The organism is Streptococcus infantis, assembly GCF_047463315.1.
GTDB classification, from domain to species: domain Bacteria; phylum Bacillota; class Bacilli; order Lactobacillales; family Streptococcaceae; genus Streptococcus; species Streptococcus infantis_AB.
The window spans coordinates 160,632-176,664 of the sequence record NZ_JASHEB010000004.1 but is presented as its reverse complement, the minus strand read 5'-3'; the positions used below and the strand labels follow the sequence as shown (position 1 = coordinate 176,664).

The window sequence follows — 16,033 nt, the reverse complement described above, 5'->3', positions numbered from 1 at the left end:
GAAAGGAATATTATGGCCCGTATTACACTCGCTATTACTGGATCTATTGCCGCATATAAGACAGTTGACCTAGTTAGTTCTTTGAAAAAACAGGGGCATTCTGTTACTGTTCTTATGACTCAGGCAGCAACTGCATTCATTCAGCCATTAACCTTACAAGTACTCTCTCAAAATACAGTACATCTCGATGTCATGCAGGAACCTTTTCCAGATCAAGTGAATCACATTCAAATAGGAAAAGAAACAGATTTATTTATCGTAGTTCCTGCTACAGCCAATACAATCGCTAAATTAGCTCACGGTTTTGCTGACAATATGGTGACTGCTACTGCTCTTGCTTTGCCACACTTTGTACCTAAACTATTGGCTCCAGCTATGAATACAAAGATGTATGACCATCCTGCGACCCAAGCTAATCTTAAAACTTTAGAAGATTATGGTTATACAATTATTTCTCCCAAAGATTCACTACTGGCCTGTGGTGATATCGGTCCTGGTGCTCTCGCTGATCTCGAAACTATTTTAAAAGAAATAAAGGATAAAATTCATGAACAAACGCTCTAATATTGCTCCAATCGCTATCTTTTTTGCCATTATGATTGTTATTCATTTACTAAGCTCAATCCTATTTAACGTGCTGCCCTTTCCTATTAAACCAACTATCGTCCACATTCCAGTCATTATTGCAAGTATTATCTATGGACCAAGAATTGGCGCAACATTAGGTTTCTTAATGGGAATGATTAGCTTGACTGTAAATACTCTCACAATTCTTCCAACCAGCTATCTCTTCTCACCTTTTGTACCTAATGGTAACCTATATTCAGTTGTGATTGCAATTGTCCCACGTATCTTGATTGGTTTGACACCTTATTTCGTTTATAAACTGCTAAAGGGAAAAGCCGGACTGATCTTCGCAGGTGCACTTGGCTCACTGACTAATACAGTATTTGTCTTAGGTGGTATCTTCTTCCTCTTTGGTAATGTTTTTGATGGAAATATTCAAAAACTATTAGCGACTGTTATCTCTACAAATTCGATAGCAGAATTAGTTATCTCGGCTGTTTTAACTCTTGCCATTGTTCCAAGACTTGAGAAAATTAAACAATAAAAACTGTATCAAGAGATACAGTTTTTTTAGTTATTATTGAGCTAAACGAGCTTCTTCTAAAATCTTTTCAATCTTAGTAGTCAACAAATCAATCGCTACCGTATTGGTTACTCCTTCAGGAATCACAATATCAGCATAACGTTTTGTAGGTTCAATGAATTGGTGATACATAGGTTTTACTACACCAAGATATTGATCAATAACGCTATCCAAGCTACGACCACGCTCTTCCATATCACGTTTGATACGGCGAATGATACGTACATCGTCATCAGTATCTACAAAAATCTTAATATCCATCAAATCACGAAGGCGTTTGTCTTCTAGAACTAAGATTCCCTCTACGATAAAGACATCTTGAGGTTCTTGACGATAGGTTTTCGAACTTCTAGTATGGGCAGCATAATCATAGGTAGGAATATCTACAGGACGACCCGCCAACAATTCCTTGATTTGCTCAATCATCAAGTCAGTATCAAAAGCAAAAGGATGATCATAGTTAGTCTTGATTCGTTCTTCAAAGGTTAGATGAGATTGGTCTTTATAGTAGGAATCGTGTTCGATCATAGCAATTTTTTCGTTGGGAAAATGAGATAAAATTGCTTTAGAAACACTTGTTTTTCCTCCTCCAGAACCTCCTGTTACTCCGATAATGATTGGTCTATTTTGCATAGTTGCCTCCTTGTATTTTCCGTTGTCTATTTTACCATAATTTTTGGAAATTTTACAGACAGAGTTTTCTATATAATAGAACAAAAAAACCTTGCAACCAAAGTTACAAGGTTTTTAATGATTATTCGAAGTTAACGTATTCTTTTGAAAGCTCAAGAACTTCTTCCATTGTTGAACATTCAGTAAGAGCACGGTTAGCGTATTCTTGCATCTTAGCTGTGTCAAGTTTCTTCATCAAGCTACGTGTACGAAGAACAGATGTAGCTGACATAGAGAACTCATCCAAGCCCATTCCAACAAGAAGTGGAACAGCAGTTTGGTCACCAGCCATTTCACCACACATACCAGCCCATTTACCTTCAGCGTGAGCTGCTTTGATTACGTTGTTAATCAAACGAAGGATCGATGGATTATATGGTTGGTAAAGGTATGAAACTTGTTCGTTCATACGGTCTGCCGCCATTGTATATTGGATCAAGTCGTTTGTACCAATTGAGAAGAAGTCAACTTCTTTGGCAAATTGATCTGCAAGCATAGCTGCAGCTGGGATTTCAATCATGATACCAACTTGGATATCATCCGCAACAGCAACACCTTCAGCAACCAATTTTGCTTTTTCTTCTTCAAGAATAGCTTTAGCAGTACGGAACTCTTTCAACAAAGCAACCATTGGGAACATGATACGCAATTTACCGTGAACAGATGCACGAAGCAATGCACGCAATTGTGTACGGAACATTTGGTTACCAGTTTCAGAGATTGAGATACGTAAAGCACGGTAGCCCAAGAATGGGTTCATTTCTTTAGGAAGATCGAAGTAAGGAAGTTCTTTATCCCCACCGATATCCATTGTACGAACAACAACAGGTTTACCGTTCATACCTTCAAGAACCGCTTTGTAAGCTTCGTATTGGTCGTCTTCCGTTGGGAAATCTTGAGAATCCATGTACAAGAATTCTGTACGGTAGAGACCAACAGCTTCCGCACCATTTTCGTTCACACCTTCAACGTCTTTAGGTGTACCGATATTTGCTGCCAACTCAAAGTGTTTACCATCTGCAGTAACAGTTTTAGCATCTTTCAAAAGAGCCCATTCAGCTTTTTGTTTAGCGTAAGCTTCACCAGCTGCTTTGAATTCTGCAATTTGTTCTTCACTTGGGTTGATAACCACTTCACCTGAAATACCTGAAACAGCCAAAATGTCACCATCTTTTACAAGTTCAGTGATGTTGTTTGTACCCAATACAGCTGCAATTTCAAGTGTACGAGCCATGATAGCTGAGTGACTTGTACGTCCACCAATGTTTGTTACAAAAGCTTTTACAAAGTTTTTATCCAATTGAGCAGTATCTGATGGAGTCAAGTCATGTGCAATCACGATCACTTCTTCATTAATAGAAGCTGGGTTTGGCAATTTCTTACCAAGAAGATTTGCCAAAACACGTTTAGTAACGTCACGAATATCAGCAGCACGTTCTTGCATGTATGGATTATCTTCCATGCCTTCAAAGATTGTGATAAACATGTCTGTAACTTCTTTCAGACCTGCTTCTGCATTTACTTTCTTAGCACGAATTGTTTCTTTAATTTGACCGATCAATTCAGGGTCAGCAAGAACCATCAAGTGAGCGTCAAATACTTGCGCTGCTTCTTCACCAAGCGTACCTACAGCCTTCTCGCGGATAAGAGAAAGCTCGTTTTGAGAAGCTTCAAGAGCAACATCCAAACGAGCCTCTTCTGCATTTGTATCTTCGACTGTAATAGTCTCGAATGATAAATCCGGTTGAACGAGTAGATATGCTTTAGCAACTGCAACACCATCAGATGCTGCGATTCCTTTAAGCATTTCTGTCATATCCTTATGCCAATCCTTCTTTTTCCATTGTTTCTGAGATAGCAGCGATAGCATCATCAGCGTCTGCACCTTCAGCAGTGATTGTAACGTCAGCACCTTGACCAACACCAAGGCTCATAACACCCATGATAGATTTAAGGTTAACTGATTTACCTTTGTACTCAAGAGTAATATCTGAAGCAAATTTGCTAGCAGTTTGTACCAACAATGTTGCTGGACGTGCGTGAATACCTGTTTCTGCCACTACGTGGAAATCTTTAGAAGCCATAATTTGACTCTCCTTTAAATGTTTTCTTTTTGAGTTATATCTGATAACCCTTACAATTTGATATTATATCACCTTCTAGGAATTTTTTCAAGTATTTTATGGGATTTCTTCTTTTTCCTTTCAGATAACTTGCTGAAAATCTTCTATTTTATGTATCAAAATACATCATATAGTTTTTTATAATTTTAACATTTAGAAAACGCTGTTATTTATGGGTTTTATTTTTTGCAATCACTATATATTGTGTTTAGATAACTCTCATCTAAAAAAATTCTACAATATTTAGTTTTTCTTCGTTGACAAAGATTTTTTTTCTGATATACTTAAGAAGTAATTAAATTTTGAAAGAGGAGTTACAGAATGGTAACCGTTTATTCTAAAAACAATTGTGTTCAATGTAAAATGACCAAACGATTCTTAGATAGTAACAACATCGCATATCGCGAAATCAATCTTGATGAACAACCTGAATTTATTGAACAAGTTAAAGAGCTAGGCTTCAGCGCTGCTCCTATCATTCAAACACCAACTGAAGTTTTCTCTGGTTTCCAACCAGCAAAACTTAAAGAACTTGCTTAAGTATCAGGATTAAAAGCTTCTATGTCAATCTTAGAAGCCTTTCTTTTGTAATGAATTAAAGGAAATTTTATGGGATTAAAACAACTTGAGGATGTAACTTACTTCCGTCTAAATAATGAAATCAACCGTCCTGTTAATGGACAAATCATGCTCCACAAAGATAAAGAAGCCTTGGACGCTTTCTTTAAAGAAAATGTTGTACCAAATTCTATGGTTTTTGATTCTATCACTGATAAAATCGATTATCTTATTAAACAAGACTATATCGAAACAGCGTTTATCAAGAAATATCGTCCAGAATTCTTAGAAGAGCTTTACCAATTTATTAAGGATCAAAACTTCCAATTCAAGTCTTTCATGGCAGCATACAAGTTTTACAATCAATATGCCTTGAAAACTAATGACGGAGAGTACTATCTTGAGAGCATGGAAGACCGTGTCTTCTTTAACGCTCTTTACTTTGCTGATGGTGACGAAGCTATCGCGATTGATATTGCCAATGAAATCATCCACCAGCGTTACCAGCCTGCTACACCTTCTTTCTTGAATGCAGGCCGTGCACGTCGTGGTGAATTGGTATCCTGTTTCTTGATTCAGGTAACAGATGATATGAACTCTATTGGACGTTCTATCAACTCAGCACTTCAACTGTCACGTATCGGTGGTGGTGTCGGAATTTCCCTCAGCAACCTTCGTGAAGCTGGAGCTCCTATCAAAGGATATGAAGGTGCTGCCTCTGGTGTCGTACCAGTTATGAAACTCTTCGAAGACAGCTTCTCTTACTCAAACCAACTCGGTCAACGTCAAGGTGCTGGGGTTGTTTACCTCAACGTCTTCCACCCAGACATTATCGCTTTCCTTTCTACTAAGAAAGAAAATGCTGATGAAAAAGTTCGTGTGAAGACACTTTCGCTTGGTGTTGTGGTACCTGATAAATTCTACGAATTGGCTCGTAAGAATGAAGAAATGTACCTATTTAGCCCATATTCTGTAGAAAAAGAGTATGGAGTACCTTTCAACTATATCGACATCACTGAAAAATACGATGAGCTAGTTGCAAATCCAAACATTCGTAAGACAAAGATCAAGGCGCGTGATTTGGAAACTGAAATTTCTAAACTACAACAAGAATCTGGCTATCCTTACGTAGTCAACATCGATACAGCAAACCGCGCTAATCCTGTCGATGGTAAGATCATCATGAGTAACTTGTGTTCAGAGATTCTTCAAGTCCAAGAACCAAGTCTTATCAATGATGCGCAAGAATTCCTTAAAATGGGTACTGACGTTTCATGTAACCTTGGTTCAACAAACGTGGTCAACATGATGACTTCACCTGACTTTGGACGTTCGATCCGTGCAATGGTACGTGCTTTAACTTTCGTTACAGATAGTTCTCACATCGTCGCTGTTCCTACAATCGACCACGGAAACAGCCAAGCTCATACATTTGGACTTGGAGCTATGGGACTTCACAGCTACCTTGCTCAGCAATTGATCGAATATGGATCTCCTGAGTCTGTTGAATTTACAAGCATCTACTTTATGCTTTTGAATTACTGGACTTTGGTAGAATCAAACAATATTGCGCGTGAACGTGGCATTACCTTCCACAACTTTGAGAAATCAGACTATGCAAATGGTACTTATTTCGATAAGTATACGTCTGGTCAATTTGTTCCAAAATCTGATCGTGTTAAAGAACTCTTTGAAGGAATCTTTATCCCGTCTGCAGCTGATTGGGCTGAACTTCGAGATAAAGTTAAAGCAGATGGACTTTACCACCAAAACCGTCTTGCTGTAGCGCCGAATGGTTCTATCAGCTACATCAATGACGTGTCTGCTTCTATCCACCCAATTACTCAACGTATTGAAGAACGTCAAGAGAAGAAAATTGGTAAGATTTACTATCCTGCTGCAGGATTATCAACTGAAACTATTCCTTACTACACTTCTGCCTATGACATGGATATGCGTAGAGTTATCGATGTCTATGCTGCTGCAACTGAGCACGTAGACCAAGGGCTTTCACTTACTCTCTTCATGCGTAGTGATATCCCAACAGGTCTTTACGAATGGAAGAAAGAGAACAAACAAACAACACGTGACCTATCTATCCTTCGTAACTACGCATTTAACAAGGGCATTAAGTCTATCTACTACGTTCGTACCTACACAGATGACGGCGGTGAAGTTGGTGCTAACCAATGTGAAAGCTGTGTGATTTAAAATCTCACTAAAATCTTGTTTACAAAGATAAGGTAACATCAAAAAGTCGGAGTACCGACTTTTTGTGCGGTAACCCAATCACACAAGGATAGAACATTCATCACTATTTTAATAAAATCAAAAGAAAGAGATTTGTAATGGAAACTTACTACAAAGCCATTAACTGGAATGCTATCGAAGATGTCATCGATAAATCAACCTGGGAAAAACTAACTGAACAATTTTGGTTGGATACACGTATTCCCTTATCTAATGACTTAGATGACTGGAGAAAGTTATCAAATCAAGAAAAAGACTTGGTAGGAAAAGTCTTTGGCGGTTTGACACTTTTGGATACCATGCAGTCTGAAACAGGGGTAAATGCTCTTCGCGATGATATTCGTACTCCTCACGAAGAAGCTGTTTTTAACAACATCCAATTCATGGAATCTGTCCACGCTAAATCTTATTCTTCTATTTTCTCAACCTTGAATACCAAGACTGAGATTGAAGAAATCTTTGAATGGACTGATACAAACCCATATCTTCAGAAAAAGGCACAAATCATCAATGAGATTTACCTTAACGGAACACCACTTGAAAAGAAAGTGGCTAGTGTATTCCTTGAAACCTTCCTCTTTTACTCTGGTTTCTTCACTCCACTCTACTATCTAGGAAATAACAAGTTGGCAAACGTTGCTGAAATCATCAAACTCATCATTCGGGACGAGTCAGTTCACGGAACATATATTGGTTATAAATTCCAACTTGGTTTTAACGAATTACCAGAAGAAGAGCAAGAAAAATTAAAAGACTGGATGTACGACCTTCTTTACACACTTTATGAAAATGAAGAAGGTTATACAGAGAGTTTATATGATGGTGTTGGTTGGACTGAAGAAGTGAAAACTTTCCTTCGGTACAACGCCAATAAAGCTCTTATGAACCTAGGACAAGATCCTCTCTTCCCTGACTCAGCTGACGATGTAAACCCAATTGTTATGAACGGGATTTCAACTGGTACATCCAACCACGACTTCTTCTCTCAAGTTGGTAACGGATATCTACTTGGTGAAGTTGAAGCTATGCAGGACGATGATTATAATTACGGATTAGACTAATTAAAAAATATAAAAACATCTGAGTTAAAAATAAACACAGATGTTTTTTGTTTTTGTTTATTTTTGTTTTATTTAAGTTGCTTAGATGTTTAAAATATGATAAAATGATATTGGATATGGGGGTGATTCAATGCTAAAACAAGAAAAACTAGATGTGATTTTAGAGATTGTTAATACAAGAGGAACCATCACAGTTAAAGAAATAATGAATCGTTTAGATATTTCTGATATGACTGCTCGACGTTATCTGCAAGAGTTAGCTGACAAGGATCTACTTGTTCGAGTGCATGGAGGCGCTGAAAAACTTCGTTCTGGTTCTCTGTTAGCAAATGAACGCTCAAATGTCGAAAAACAAGGTCTTCAGATTGCTGAAAAACAAGAAATCGCAAAATTTGCTGGTCATTTAGTTGAAGAAAGAGAAACGATTTTTATCGGTCCAGGTACTACTCTTGAGTTCTTTGCGCGTGAACTTCCAATAGATAATATTCGTGTAGTAACAAATAGCCTTCCTGTTTTCATTATCTTGAATGAACGAAAACTGACTGATTTAATTTTGATTGGTGGAAATTATCGAGAAATCACTGGTGCCTTTGTCGGAACCTTAACGCTCCAAGATATCGAAAGTCTTCAATTCTCTAAAGCTTTTGTTAGTTGCAATGGTATAAAAGATCATGCTATCGCTACTTTTAGCGAAGATGAAGGTGAAGTCCAAAAGCTAGCATTAAATAATGCTAATAAAAAGATTCTTCTTGCTGACCACAGTAAATTTAATAAGTTTGATTTTTATACTTTCTATAATATCGCTGATATTGATACGATTATTTCAGATTCAAAACTTAGCCAAGAAACCCTAAAAACTTTGTCTAAACAAACAAAAATTATTAAGTCGACACCTTAAAAAGTCTCACCAATGGTGAGACTTTTTTATCGTTACATCTACTCAATAAGGCCTGTTTCAGCTAATTTCTTGTACCAATGTGCAGATTTCTTAGGATAACGTTCTTGTGTATCGAAATCAACGTAGAAGAGTCCGTAACGTTTTTCATAACCATTAGACCATGAGAAGACGTCCATCAATGACCAGATGAAGTATCCTTTGACGTTTGCACCATCGGCAATCGCATCAGACAATACTTCCAAATGTTGTTTCACATAATCGATACGGCCATCATCGTAAACAGTGTTTTCCACAAATTCATCTTTGTATCCAAGTCCGTTTTCAGTGATGTAGATCTTCTTGTAGTTTGGATAATCTTTCTTGACACGCATTATTTGATCATACAAACCTTGAGGGTAGATGATCCAGTCCCAGTCAGTACGAGGTACATAGTCAGGAGCTACACGACGTCCAACACCTTTGATTTGGTATTTAGAGCTTCCTTTCTCCCCTTTACCATTGTGGATGATTTCAGTTTCACCATCAAAGGCTTCCATCCAATCACTCATGTAGTAGTTAATTCCAAGGAAGTCATTCAGGTCTTTAGCTGCATCAAGTGCCACAAAGTCTTCGTCTCGAAGATCCAACTCACCACCATTAACTGAAAGAATGTGGTTTACACCTTCCATAGTTTTATCGGAATAGTGTCCAAGGTAAGTAGCATCCAAGATAAATTTGTTGTGGATGATATCTTCCAACTCAGTCGCACGTACGTCTGCAGGATTTTTAGGATCCAACGGATACTTAGTTGGAAGAGCGTGCACAACTCCAATTTCACCTTCATACCCTTTGTCTTTATACAATTTCACAGCACGCGCATGAGAAACCATCATATTGTGGTGAGATTGGAAGACTTTGGCAAGGTCATACTGAATCCCTGGAGGGAATTTACCGACTAAGTATTGACCATCACCGATTGGGCCAATTTCATTGAAGGTTGTCCAGTAGTTGACTTCTGGGAACTCTTCAAAACAGAAGGCAGCATAATCTACGAAGTGTTCGATATTTTCACGATTCAAGAAGTCTCCGTTTGAGTGAAGAGCTTCCGGAGTATCAAAGTGGTGAAGAGTTACGAATGGTTCTACATGACGTTTATGACATTCTGCAAATAACTTATGATAGAATTCTACCCCTTTTGGATTGACTTCACCATAACCAGTTGGGAAAATACGTGACCAAGCAATAGAAATACGAATTCCGTTTACGCCATATTCTTCCGCCAACTGTAAGTCTACTGGATATTTATGGTAAAAATCACTTGCTGGTTCAGCAGTATACCAATAGTTGTCTGCTAAGTATTTGTCCCATGCAACAGGTCCTTTACCGTCTGTATGAGTCGCACCTTCTGCCTGATAAGCTGCAGTTGCGCCACCAAAAATAAAATCTTTAGGAAGTGTTTTTGTCATTTTTTCACCTATTTCTTGATTGGATAAAATGAAAAGTGAGGGGAGAGGAGTTAGTGAGCCATCCATCTCCATCTCACTTCTTGTTCCAAGCCACCGAATTGTGACATGAGGAGGTAAAAACGATATGTTTTTACCGACGAATTAACAAGGCGATTAGGAAAATCGCCATAGCGATTTCCGTTACGATAGGAGACTGTTTCACAGTCCCTATCGTTAATCGAATTGAGCTTGAACAAAGGCTAGAGCACCTTGTCCATCGCGTGTCAATTTAATGTACTGAGCACCCTCTGTTTTCGCCAATTTGATGCCTAGTTTATCTGTTTCAGCTTTCATATCCTCAAAATTTGAAGCAACTTGTGGTGCTAAGATAACCAAATCAAACTCTGGTAACATTTCACGGTGGGCTCCATAGCCACCTGCTGCAGCTTTAACTGGAACTTTATACTCTTCTGCGGCTTTATTCAAAGCATTGGCAAGAAGACCACTTGTTCCTCCACCCGCACAAAGAACGAGGACGTTTGTTTCTTCAGTAATTGTATTCTGTGCTGAATCTACTCCAGCTTTTTCAAGAATAGCATCTGCTTTTGCAGTGTTAAAGTTTGCAGCTACTTTTTCTTTTAATTCATCATTAGCTTTACCTGAACGTTCTTCTTCAAGAATTTGTTCATCATAAACCTTGAGGAATGGATAGTAGATAACAACGTCTACTACAATTAATAATGCTGCGAGAGCGAATGATAAAAACTGGAAGTTTGTACCAAGAACAATACCAAGAGGTCCTGGTGTAGTCCATGGAAGGTTGGCAGTAAATGAGTTCATGCCAAGTGTTTCAATAAAGAACTTAAAGATCCATACGTTTGCAATTGGTGCAAAGATGAATGGGATAAAGAAGATTGGGTTCAAAACAAGTGGTGCACCAAATAAGATTGGTTCGTTTACACCGAAGAATGTAGGAACTACTGAAGCACGTCCGATGGCACGGTTACGCTTAGACTTACACAACCACATAAACATGAATGGAACTACAAGGGTTGCTCCTGTACCACCCATAGTGACGATGAACATTTGTGTACCAGATGTAAGGATCTTATCAGCGTGCATACCTTGTTGGAGAAGGTTCATATTTACTTCAGCATTGGCATATGTAATAGCAGCAATTGCAGGCTCAACGATAGAAGGTCCATGGATACCAATAAACCAGAAGAAAGCAAAAGCACCGAAAATAATCGTAATACCAACATAACCATCAGCTGCTGAGAATAGAGGTGCAAAGAATTTTCCGATTGATTCTGCTACACTTGCGCCAACAAATTGACGAGCAAGTAAGTCAAGACCGTAAAGGGAAACGACAGAAAGCGTAAATGGAATAACATCTTTAAAGACCTGTGAGATATTTGGTGGAACTTCGTCAGGCATTCGAATAGTAACATTATTCTTCACACAAACTTTATAGATTGCTACAGTCACAAAGGCTGCTAGAAAAGCTGAAAGCAAACCTTTTGTTCCGAGGAAACCTGTTGCAAAGCCCCCTTCAATTGGGTCAGCTGCCAAGATCAATAAACCAACAATAGCAGCTAATAGAGTTGACATATAGTTGATTTGGTTGGTTTTTTCCATGCTACGGTTAACAGAGTCTGTTAATGATTTAGCAGTCGTACCAGCAACCAAAAGTGCGAGAATACCCATTGAATAGCTATAAGGTTTCATCAATAGTGCCACTACATCATCTGACCACTGGAATCCCCATGAATTTGGTACAAAGGCAATTAAGATAAAAATACTTGAGAATAGAATGACTGGCATTCCTGCGATAAATCCATCACGAATAGCACGAAGATAGATATTACGAGATAGTTTTTCAAAGAAAGGTTTTCCTTTCTCGATAAAGGCAATTAACTTATTCATTATTTAGCTCCTCTTTTATAAAGTTCAATTAAATGATGCATCAAATCTTTTAGCAAAATAGTTGTCATCAAGTGATCTTGGCCATGCATCATGGTCACGCTATAAGCCAAATCGTCACCAGCAGCTTCCTTGGTTAAAAGACTAGTTTGCGCGTGGTGAGCTTCTGCAATACAAGAACCAGCTTCCTCGACTAGGCTATCCGCTTTTGCAAAATCACCAGTTTCAGCAGCTTTCAGAGCTTCTAAGAGTTTTGAACGAGCATCGCCAGCATAGGCAACAATCTCAAAACCTAACAGTGTTACTTCTTCTCTATTCATGATAGATTTCTCCTTATATAATTTTTAGTAAATATTATGACAATAAACGTTGAATATGTAGAACAAGGTAAACTCGTTCACTCTTATAAAGGTCTACCCCAGTTTCCTGAGCAATGACTTCATAAATTTTGCTACCAATTTCAAATGCTTTTGGATATGTAGTTTTGATATGTTCTTCCATATCGAGCAAGGATTGATTATCATCCCGACTTCGATCAAGGTAATCCAAGAAATAATTTAGATGAATCATAAAACGATCGTAGAAATTATTATTTTCATGGGTTCTTTGAATGTCATAGCTCCTGAGAAGACTCTCAACCTTCTTTATGATTTCCTTTCTCTTATCAATAGCTTCTGCAACTTCTACCTCATTCTCACCCTCGGCATTAATAAAGTGGTAGGCTATTCTTTTTATTTCATCCTTTGGTAAATTACCAGATAGTTTACTATTATAGATTTCAAAAGACTCTTGAGCTATTTGAAAAGCAATAGGATACTCCTTTGAAATATCAGGTAAATTACTATCCTTATAACGTCCTTGGCTAATCGCTTGATAAGAACAATAGATATGGTCTGTTAAGGTTACGTAGAGGTACTCTTGAACAGGATATTGGTATTTTTTTGAAAGATTATCGATAATTTCATAAGTAACGGTAATAAAGTCTAACGGAACATCCTTGAGTAGAGTCATAAAATTTTCTCGAGATTCTTCAGTCTTCATCCGAAAAACTTTTTCAACTTGCTCTTCGGAAATCAAATCACCTTTCTTTTTCCCAAAGGCAATCCCTTTCCCAATTACTACAAGCTCTTCACCGTTTCCGTTACGTACAAGAGAAACATTATGGTTCATTGGATTTAATATCCGATACATGTCGACCTCCTTGTTCTGTCATTTAAGAGCTAGAGCATAAAAAATGACCACAAATGACCCTGAAAATAAATTTCTGAATCATCTGTGATCATGCCTAATATTACTTAGTAACACTCACTCTTATTAACTTGTGACTTAAGTATAGCACAAGATTTTTGTTTTGTAAACCTTTACATACAACTTTTTTTAAAAGTTTTTTGCTGGGTTTTAGAACATAAAAAGGGTGGAAATTTACACACGTTCGGTCCATGAAGTTGCTGTTGTTTTAAGAACTTTGTTGAGTTCATCGATGTTCTCAAAACCAGTTGTACGAAGCCATTCGCGAGCAGCTGCTTCACCGTCTTTAATATAAGCTTCAACTGATCCAGCCCATGTTGCACGTCCACAAAGAACACCATTGAAGTTTGCACCTGATTCGTGGGCAAATACAAGAGTTTCTTGGAAGAGCTTAGCTGATACACCAGCACTCAAATAGATGTATGGTAGATTTGTTGCTTCGTCTTGTGCTTTGAAGAATGCTGCTGCTTCTTCACGTGTGTGAACAACTTCGCCTTCAGCGAAACCTTCAACGTATTTAACGTTAACTGGAACTTCCACTTTCAAAACATCAATGTTAAAGCGTGGGTCTGAGAAGACTTTCATAGCACCAATAACTTTGTGTGGTTTTACTTTAGCGTATTCAGCAGAACCTGCATCAGCAATTTTTTCATCGTAAGCAAGAATTTCAAGGAAGAATGGAATATCTTCTGCCACACACTCAGAACCAATACGTTCGATGTAGGCTTGTTTTTGTTGGTTGAGTTCGTCAGAGCTATCTACGTCGTAGTAAAGCAAGAACTTAACAGCATCTGCACCTTGTTCTTTGATACGTTTTGCAGACCAAACATCCAAGCAGTCTGGCAAGCGTTTTGTGCTTGTTGTGTCGTATCCAGTTTTTTCATAAGCAAGGAGAAGACCAGCATTTGGAGCAAGAGCTTTAGTCGCTGGAAGTCCGTACTCAGGGTCAAGTAGCATAGATGAAGCATATTTAGTCAATTCATCTGCTACCAAGACTTTAAGTTCTTCCATTTGAGCTACTGTTGGCTCTTCTGTTTGGTATTGAGCCATAAGGCGTTTCAAAGCACCACGTTGGTCAAAAGCAAGAGCTGAGATGATACCATTTTCATCTGAGAGTTTTTTCAAACAAGCACGTTTATTTTCTGTTAAAGTCATTTTATACCTCTTTCACAATTAATTGGTCAAATAAATTTTGATAGTTAGCCATATTGACATGACCGGTCATTTTTTCTTGAGCATTAAGCATACCAAGGACATTTGCCTTAGTCAACAATTCTTGATCAGATTCTTTATGGAAAAGACCTGATGCAATACCTGCTACAGTAGAATCACCAGAACCAACTGGATTTACTACTTGAATTTTTGGAATATCTACTTTATAGAAAGTATCCCCGTGTTTTGCAAAGGCACCATTAGCGCCTAAGGAAACGATAATCCACTCGATTCCATCAAATAGTGGTTCTTGAAGAACTTCTTTTAATTCATCCAAGTCTTTAGTAATTTCTCTTCCCAAAAGTTGAGATAATTCTTCATTATTTGGTTTGATAACTGTTGGCTTATGTGGAGATTCAAGAACCGCCTGAAGTGAAGCTCCTGAACAATCCAAGACAACAGGTTTACCAGCTTGGTTAGCAAGTTCAACCAGACTAGCATAGTAATCAACTGGAAGTCCTGCAGGTAGACTACCTGAAATGGCCACTACCTCTACAGTCTCTAAAAGTTCTTTGAAATGAGCCAAGAAATCTTGACCTTCTTTTTCTTGAACTTCAGGACCTTTTTCTAGGATTTCTGTTTGGCTTTCTCCATGTAGAATTGCGATACAGTTACGGGTTTCACCTTGAATAGAGAAGAAACGTTTGCTTACTTTATCATCAATATTTTCTACTAAAAAATCACCCAGTTTACCACCGACAAGTCCTGTTGCGACTACGGAGTCACCAAATTCTGATAGGACACGAGTAACGTTAAGACCTTTACCACCAGCCGTCTTAGTTACATCTACAACACGGTTGACAGTGTCAATTTTTAATTCATCCAAAGGATAGGAAATATCAATGGATGGGTTCATTGTGACTGTTAAAATCATAAGTCACCTCTTAGTCGTGGTATTCACCACGATCCCATTTTTCAAGGAATTCTGTAAAGAAGTTGGCATCCGTTTGATGGTCGTTATGAGTTTCAACGTGTTGGATTTTAGCGATCAATTTTTTGTTTTCTTCTGATGGTTTGTATTCAGCGTTGATGAAAGCTTCAATGATATCACACATGAGCAATTCACCAGTGATTTTACCACCAAATCCGATTACGTTGGCATTCAATTGTTCTTTAGCATAAAGAGCTGTTGTCATATCACGAACTAATGCTGAACGAACACCAGGAACTTTATTAACAGCATTATTAATACCTACACCAGTACCACAGATACATACACCAAGATCAGCTTGTCCACTAACTACTGCTTCACCAACTTTTTTACCAAAGATAGGGTAGTGGGTACGAGCATGGTCATAAGTACCAAAGTCGATAACTTCATGTCCTTTTGATTTCAAAAATTCTGAAACAGCCATTTTTTCATTTGTTACGATGTGGTCACATCCGATTGCAATTCTCATTAGTTATTCCCTCCGATTAATTGTATAAATCTAATATCATTTATCTTACTCAAGAAAAATCAAGATTAGCTTAGGAAGCGAGCTGCGAGCATAACTGAGGTTAGCTAAAGTGAG

Annotated in this window: 16 protein-coding genes; 6 read left to right on the top strand and 10 right to left on the bottom strand. The window is 38.0% G+C overall.

From position 1 onward, the window contains the following. Positions 1-12: 12 nt before the first annotated feature. Both coaC and QM857_RS06055 read left to right on the top strand, forming a co-directional pair. Positions 13-564: a phosphopantothenoylcysteine decarboxylase gene (gene coaC, locus QM857_RS06060; protein WP_414275372.1), complete on the top strand. Its 552-nt coding sequence runs from the start codon at positions 13-15 to the stop codon at positions 562-564. Then, positions 548-1,111, top strand: a complete 564-nt coding sequence (locus tag QM857_RS06055; protein ID WP_414275371.1) for an ECF transporter S component — start codon at positions 548-550, stop codon at positions 1,109-1,111. Before coaC ends, QM857_RS06055 begins: the two co-directional genes overlap by 17 nt. Positions 1,112-1,144: 33 nt before the next feature. Here QM857_RS06055 and udk read toward each other — a convergent pair whose 3' ends face one another. The 3 genes from udk to QM857_RS06040 form a co-directional block, all read right to left on the bottom strand. Further along, entirely contained in the window at positions 1,145-1,783 is a 639-nt protein-coding gene (gene udk / locus QM857_RS06050) for a uridine kinase (protein ID WP_006151141.1), read from the bottom strand. A 121-nt stretch (positions 1,784-1,904) separates the two neighbouring features. Beyond that, complete coding sequence (gene ptsP, locus QM857_RS06045; RefSeq protein WP_414275395.1) at positions 1,905-3,638, bottom strand: phosphoenolpyruvate--protein phosphotransferase; 1,734 nt, start codon at positions 3,636-3,638, stop codon at positions 1,905-1,907. A gap of 4 nt (positions 3,639-3,642) precedes the next feature. Then, positions 3,643-3,906, bottom strand: coding sequence for a phosphocarrier protein HPr (locus tag QM857_RS06040; RefSeq protein ID WP_000146952.1), 264 nt, complete (start codon positions 3,904-3,906; stop codon positions 3,643-3,645). Positions 3,907-4,266: 360 nt separating this feature from the next. Here QM857_RS06040 and nrdH point away from each other — a divergent pair, with 360 nt between their 5' ends. From nrdH to QM857_RS06020, 4 genes are all read left to right on the top strand, one after another. Further along, positions 4,267-4,485: a glutaredoxin-like protein NrdH gene (gene nrdH / locus QM857_RS06035; protein WP_225750293.1), complete on the top strand. Its 219-nt coding sequence runs from the start codon at positions 4,267-4,269 to the stop codon at positions 4,483-4,485. Between the two features lie 69 nt (positions 4,486-4,554). Further along, on the top strand, positions 4,555-6,714 hold the full coding sequence (gene nrdE / locus QM857_RS06030; protein ID WP_414275370.1) for a class 1b ribonucleoside-diphosphate reductase subunit alpha: 2,160 nt from the start codon (positions 4,555-4,557) through the stop codon (positions 6,712-6,714). Positions 6,715-6,851: 137 nt separating this feature from the next. Continuing rightward, on the top strand, positions 6,852-7,814 hold the full coding sequence (gene nrdF, locus QM857_RS06025) for a class 1b ribonucleoside-diphosphate reductase subunit beta (RefSeq protein ID WP_036757519.1): 963 nt from the start codon (positions 6,852-6,854) through the stop codon (positions 7,812-7,814). Between the two features lie 130 nt (positions 7,815-7,944). Next, positions 7,945-8,712 (top strand): DeoR/GlpR family DNA-binding transcription regulator, encoded by a 768-nt coding sequence (locus QM857_RS06020; protein ID WP_254724155.1) that lies wholly within the window; start codon positions 7,945-7,947, stop codon positions 8,710-8,712. 38 nt (positions 8,713-8,750) lie between these two features. Here the strand turns inward: QM857_RS06020 and lacG are convergent, their stop codons facing one another. The 7 genes from lacG to lacB form a co-directional block, all read right to left on the bottom strand. Continuing rightward, a complete protein-coding gene (lacG, locus tag QM857_RS06015) occupies positions 8,751-10,157 on the bottom strand; it encodes a 6-phospho-beta-galactosidase (RefSeq protein WP_414275369.1) in 1,407 nt (468 codons plus the stop codon). Between the two features lie 213 nt (positions 10,158-10,370). Next, positions 10,371-12,062 carry a lactose-specific PTS transporter subunit EIIC gene (locus tag QM857_RS06010; protein WP_414275368.1) on the bottom strand — a complete coding sequence of 564 codons (1,692 nt, stop codon included), beginning with the start codon at positions 12,060-12,062 and terminating at the stop codon, positions 10,371-10,373. Beyond that, the gene (locus QM857_RS06005; RefSeq protein ID WP_049496380.1) at positions 12,062-12,379 is read right to left on the bottom strand and encodes a PTS lactose/cellobiose transporter subunit IIA; all 318 of its coding nucleotides are present in this window, start codon (positions 12,377-12,379) and stop codon (positions 12,062-12,064) included. Before QM857_RS06005 ends, QM857_RS06010 begins: the two co-directional genes overlap by 1 nt. A gap of 34 nt (positions 12,380-12,413) precedes the next feature. Continuing rightward, a complete protein-coding gene (locus QM857_RS06000; protein ID WP_368910196.1) occupies positions 12,414-13,250 on the bottom strand; it encodes a PRD domain-containing protein in 837 nt (278 codons plus the stop codon). A 231-nt stretch (positions 13,251-13,481) separates the two neighbouring features. Further along, entirely contained in the window at positions 13,482-14,462 is a 981-nt protein-coding gene (gene lacD, locus QM857_RS05995; protein WP_303942725.1) for a tagatose-bisphosphate aldolase, read from the bottom strand. 1 nt (position 14,463) lies between these two features. Next, on the bottom strand, positions 14,464-15,393 hold the full coding sequence (locus tag QM857_RS05990) for a tagatose-6-phosphate kinase (protein ID WP_414275367.1): 930 nt from the start codon (positions 15,391-15,393) through the stop codon (positions 14,464-14,466). A gap of 10 nt (positions 15,394-15,403) precedes the next feature. Then, on the bottom strand, positions 15,404-15,919 hold the full coding sequence (gene lacB, locus QM857_RS05985) for a galactose-6-phosphate isomerase subunit LacB (protein ID WP_001216925.1): 516 nt from the start codon (positions 15,917-15,919) through the stop codon (positions 15,404-15,406). Positions 15,920-16,033: the final 114 nt, after the last annotated feature.

What these genes read in the sequence shown, in the direction of transcription:
- QM857_RS06010 (WP_414275368.1), bottom strand. Translation starts at nt 12,062, where the DNA reads ATGAATAAGTTAATTGCCTTTATCGAGAAAGGAAAACCTTTCTTTGAA.
- QM857_RS05990 (WP_414275367.1), bottom strand. Translation starts at nt 15,393, where the DNA reads ATGATTTTAACAGTCACAATGAACCCATCCATTGATATTTCCTATCCT.
- ptsP (WP_414275395.1), bottom strand. Translation starts at nt 3,638, where the DNA reads ATGACAGAAATGCTTAAAGGAATCGCAGCATCTGATGGTGTTGCAGTT.
- lacB (WP_001216925.1), bottom strand. Translation starts at nt 15,919, where the DNA reads ATGAGAATTGCAATCGGATGTGACCACATCGTAACAAATGAAAAAATG.
- nrdE (WP_414275370.1), top strand. Translation starts at nt 4,555, where the DNA reads ATGGGATTAAAACAACTTGAGGATGTAACTTACTTCCGTCTAAATAAT.
- udk (WP_006151141.1), bottom strand. Translation starts at nt 1,783, where the DNA reads ATGCAAAATAGACCAATCATTATCGGAGTAACAGGAGGTTCTGGAGGA.
- lacD (WP_303942725.1), bottom strand. Translation starts at nt 14,462, where the DNA reads ATGACTTTAACAGAAAATAAACGTGCTTGTTTGAAAAAACTCTCAGAT.
- nrdH (WP_225750293.1), top strand. Translation starts at nt 4,267, where the DNA reads ATGGTAACCGTTTATTCTAAAAACAATTGTGTTCAATGTAAAATGACC.
- QM857_RS06055 (WP_414275371.1), top strand. Translation starts at nt 548, where the DNA reads ATGAACAAACGCTCTAATATTGCTCCAATCGCTATCTTTTTTGCCATT.
- lacG (WP_414275369.1), bottom strand. Translation starts at nt 10,157, where the DNA reads ATGACAAAAACACTTCCTAAAGATTTTATTTTTGGTGGCGCAACTGCA.
- QM857_RS06000 (WP_368910196.1), bottom strand. Translation starts at nt 13,250, where the DNA reads ATGTATCGGATATTAAATCCAATGAACCATAATGTTTCTCTTGTACGT.
- coaC (WP_414275372.1), top strand. Translation starts at nt 13, where the DNA reads ATGGCCCGTATTACACTCGCTATTACTGGATCTATTGCCGCATATAAG.
- QM857_RS06005 (WP_049496380.1), bottom strand. Translation starts at nt 12,379, where the DNA reads ATGAATAGAGAAGAAGTAACACTGTTAGGTTTTGAGATTGTTGCCTAT.
- nrdF (WP_036757519.1), top strand. Translation starts at nt 6,852, where the DNA reads ATGGAAACTTACTACAAAGCCATTAACTGGAATGCTATCGAAGATGTC.
- QM857_RS06020 (WP_254724155.1), top strand. Translation starts at nt 7,945, where the DNA reads ATGCTAAAACAAGAAAAACTAGATGTGATTTTAGAGATTGTTAATACA.
- QM857_RS06040 (WP_000146952.1), bottom strand. Translation starts at nt 3,906, where the DNA reads ATGGCTTCTAAAGATTTCCACGTAGTGGCAGAAACAGGTATTCACGCA.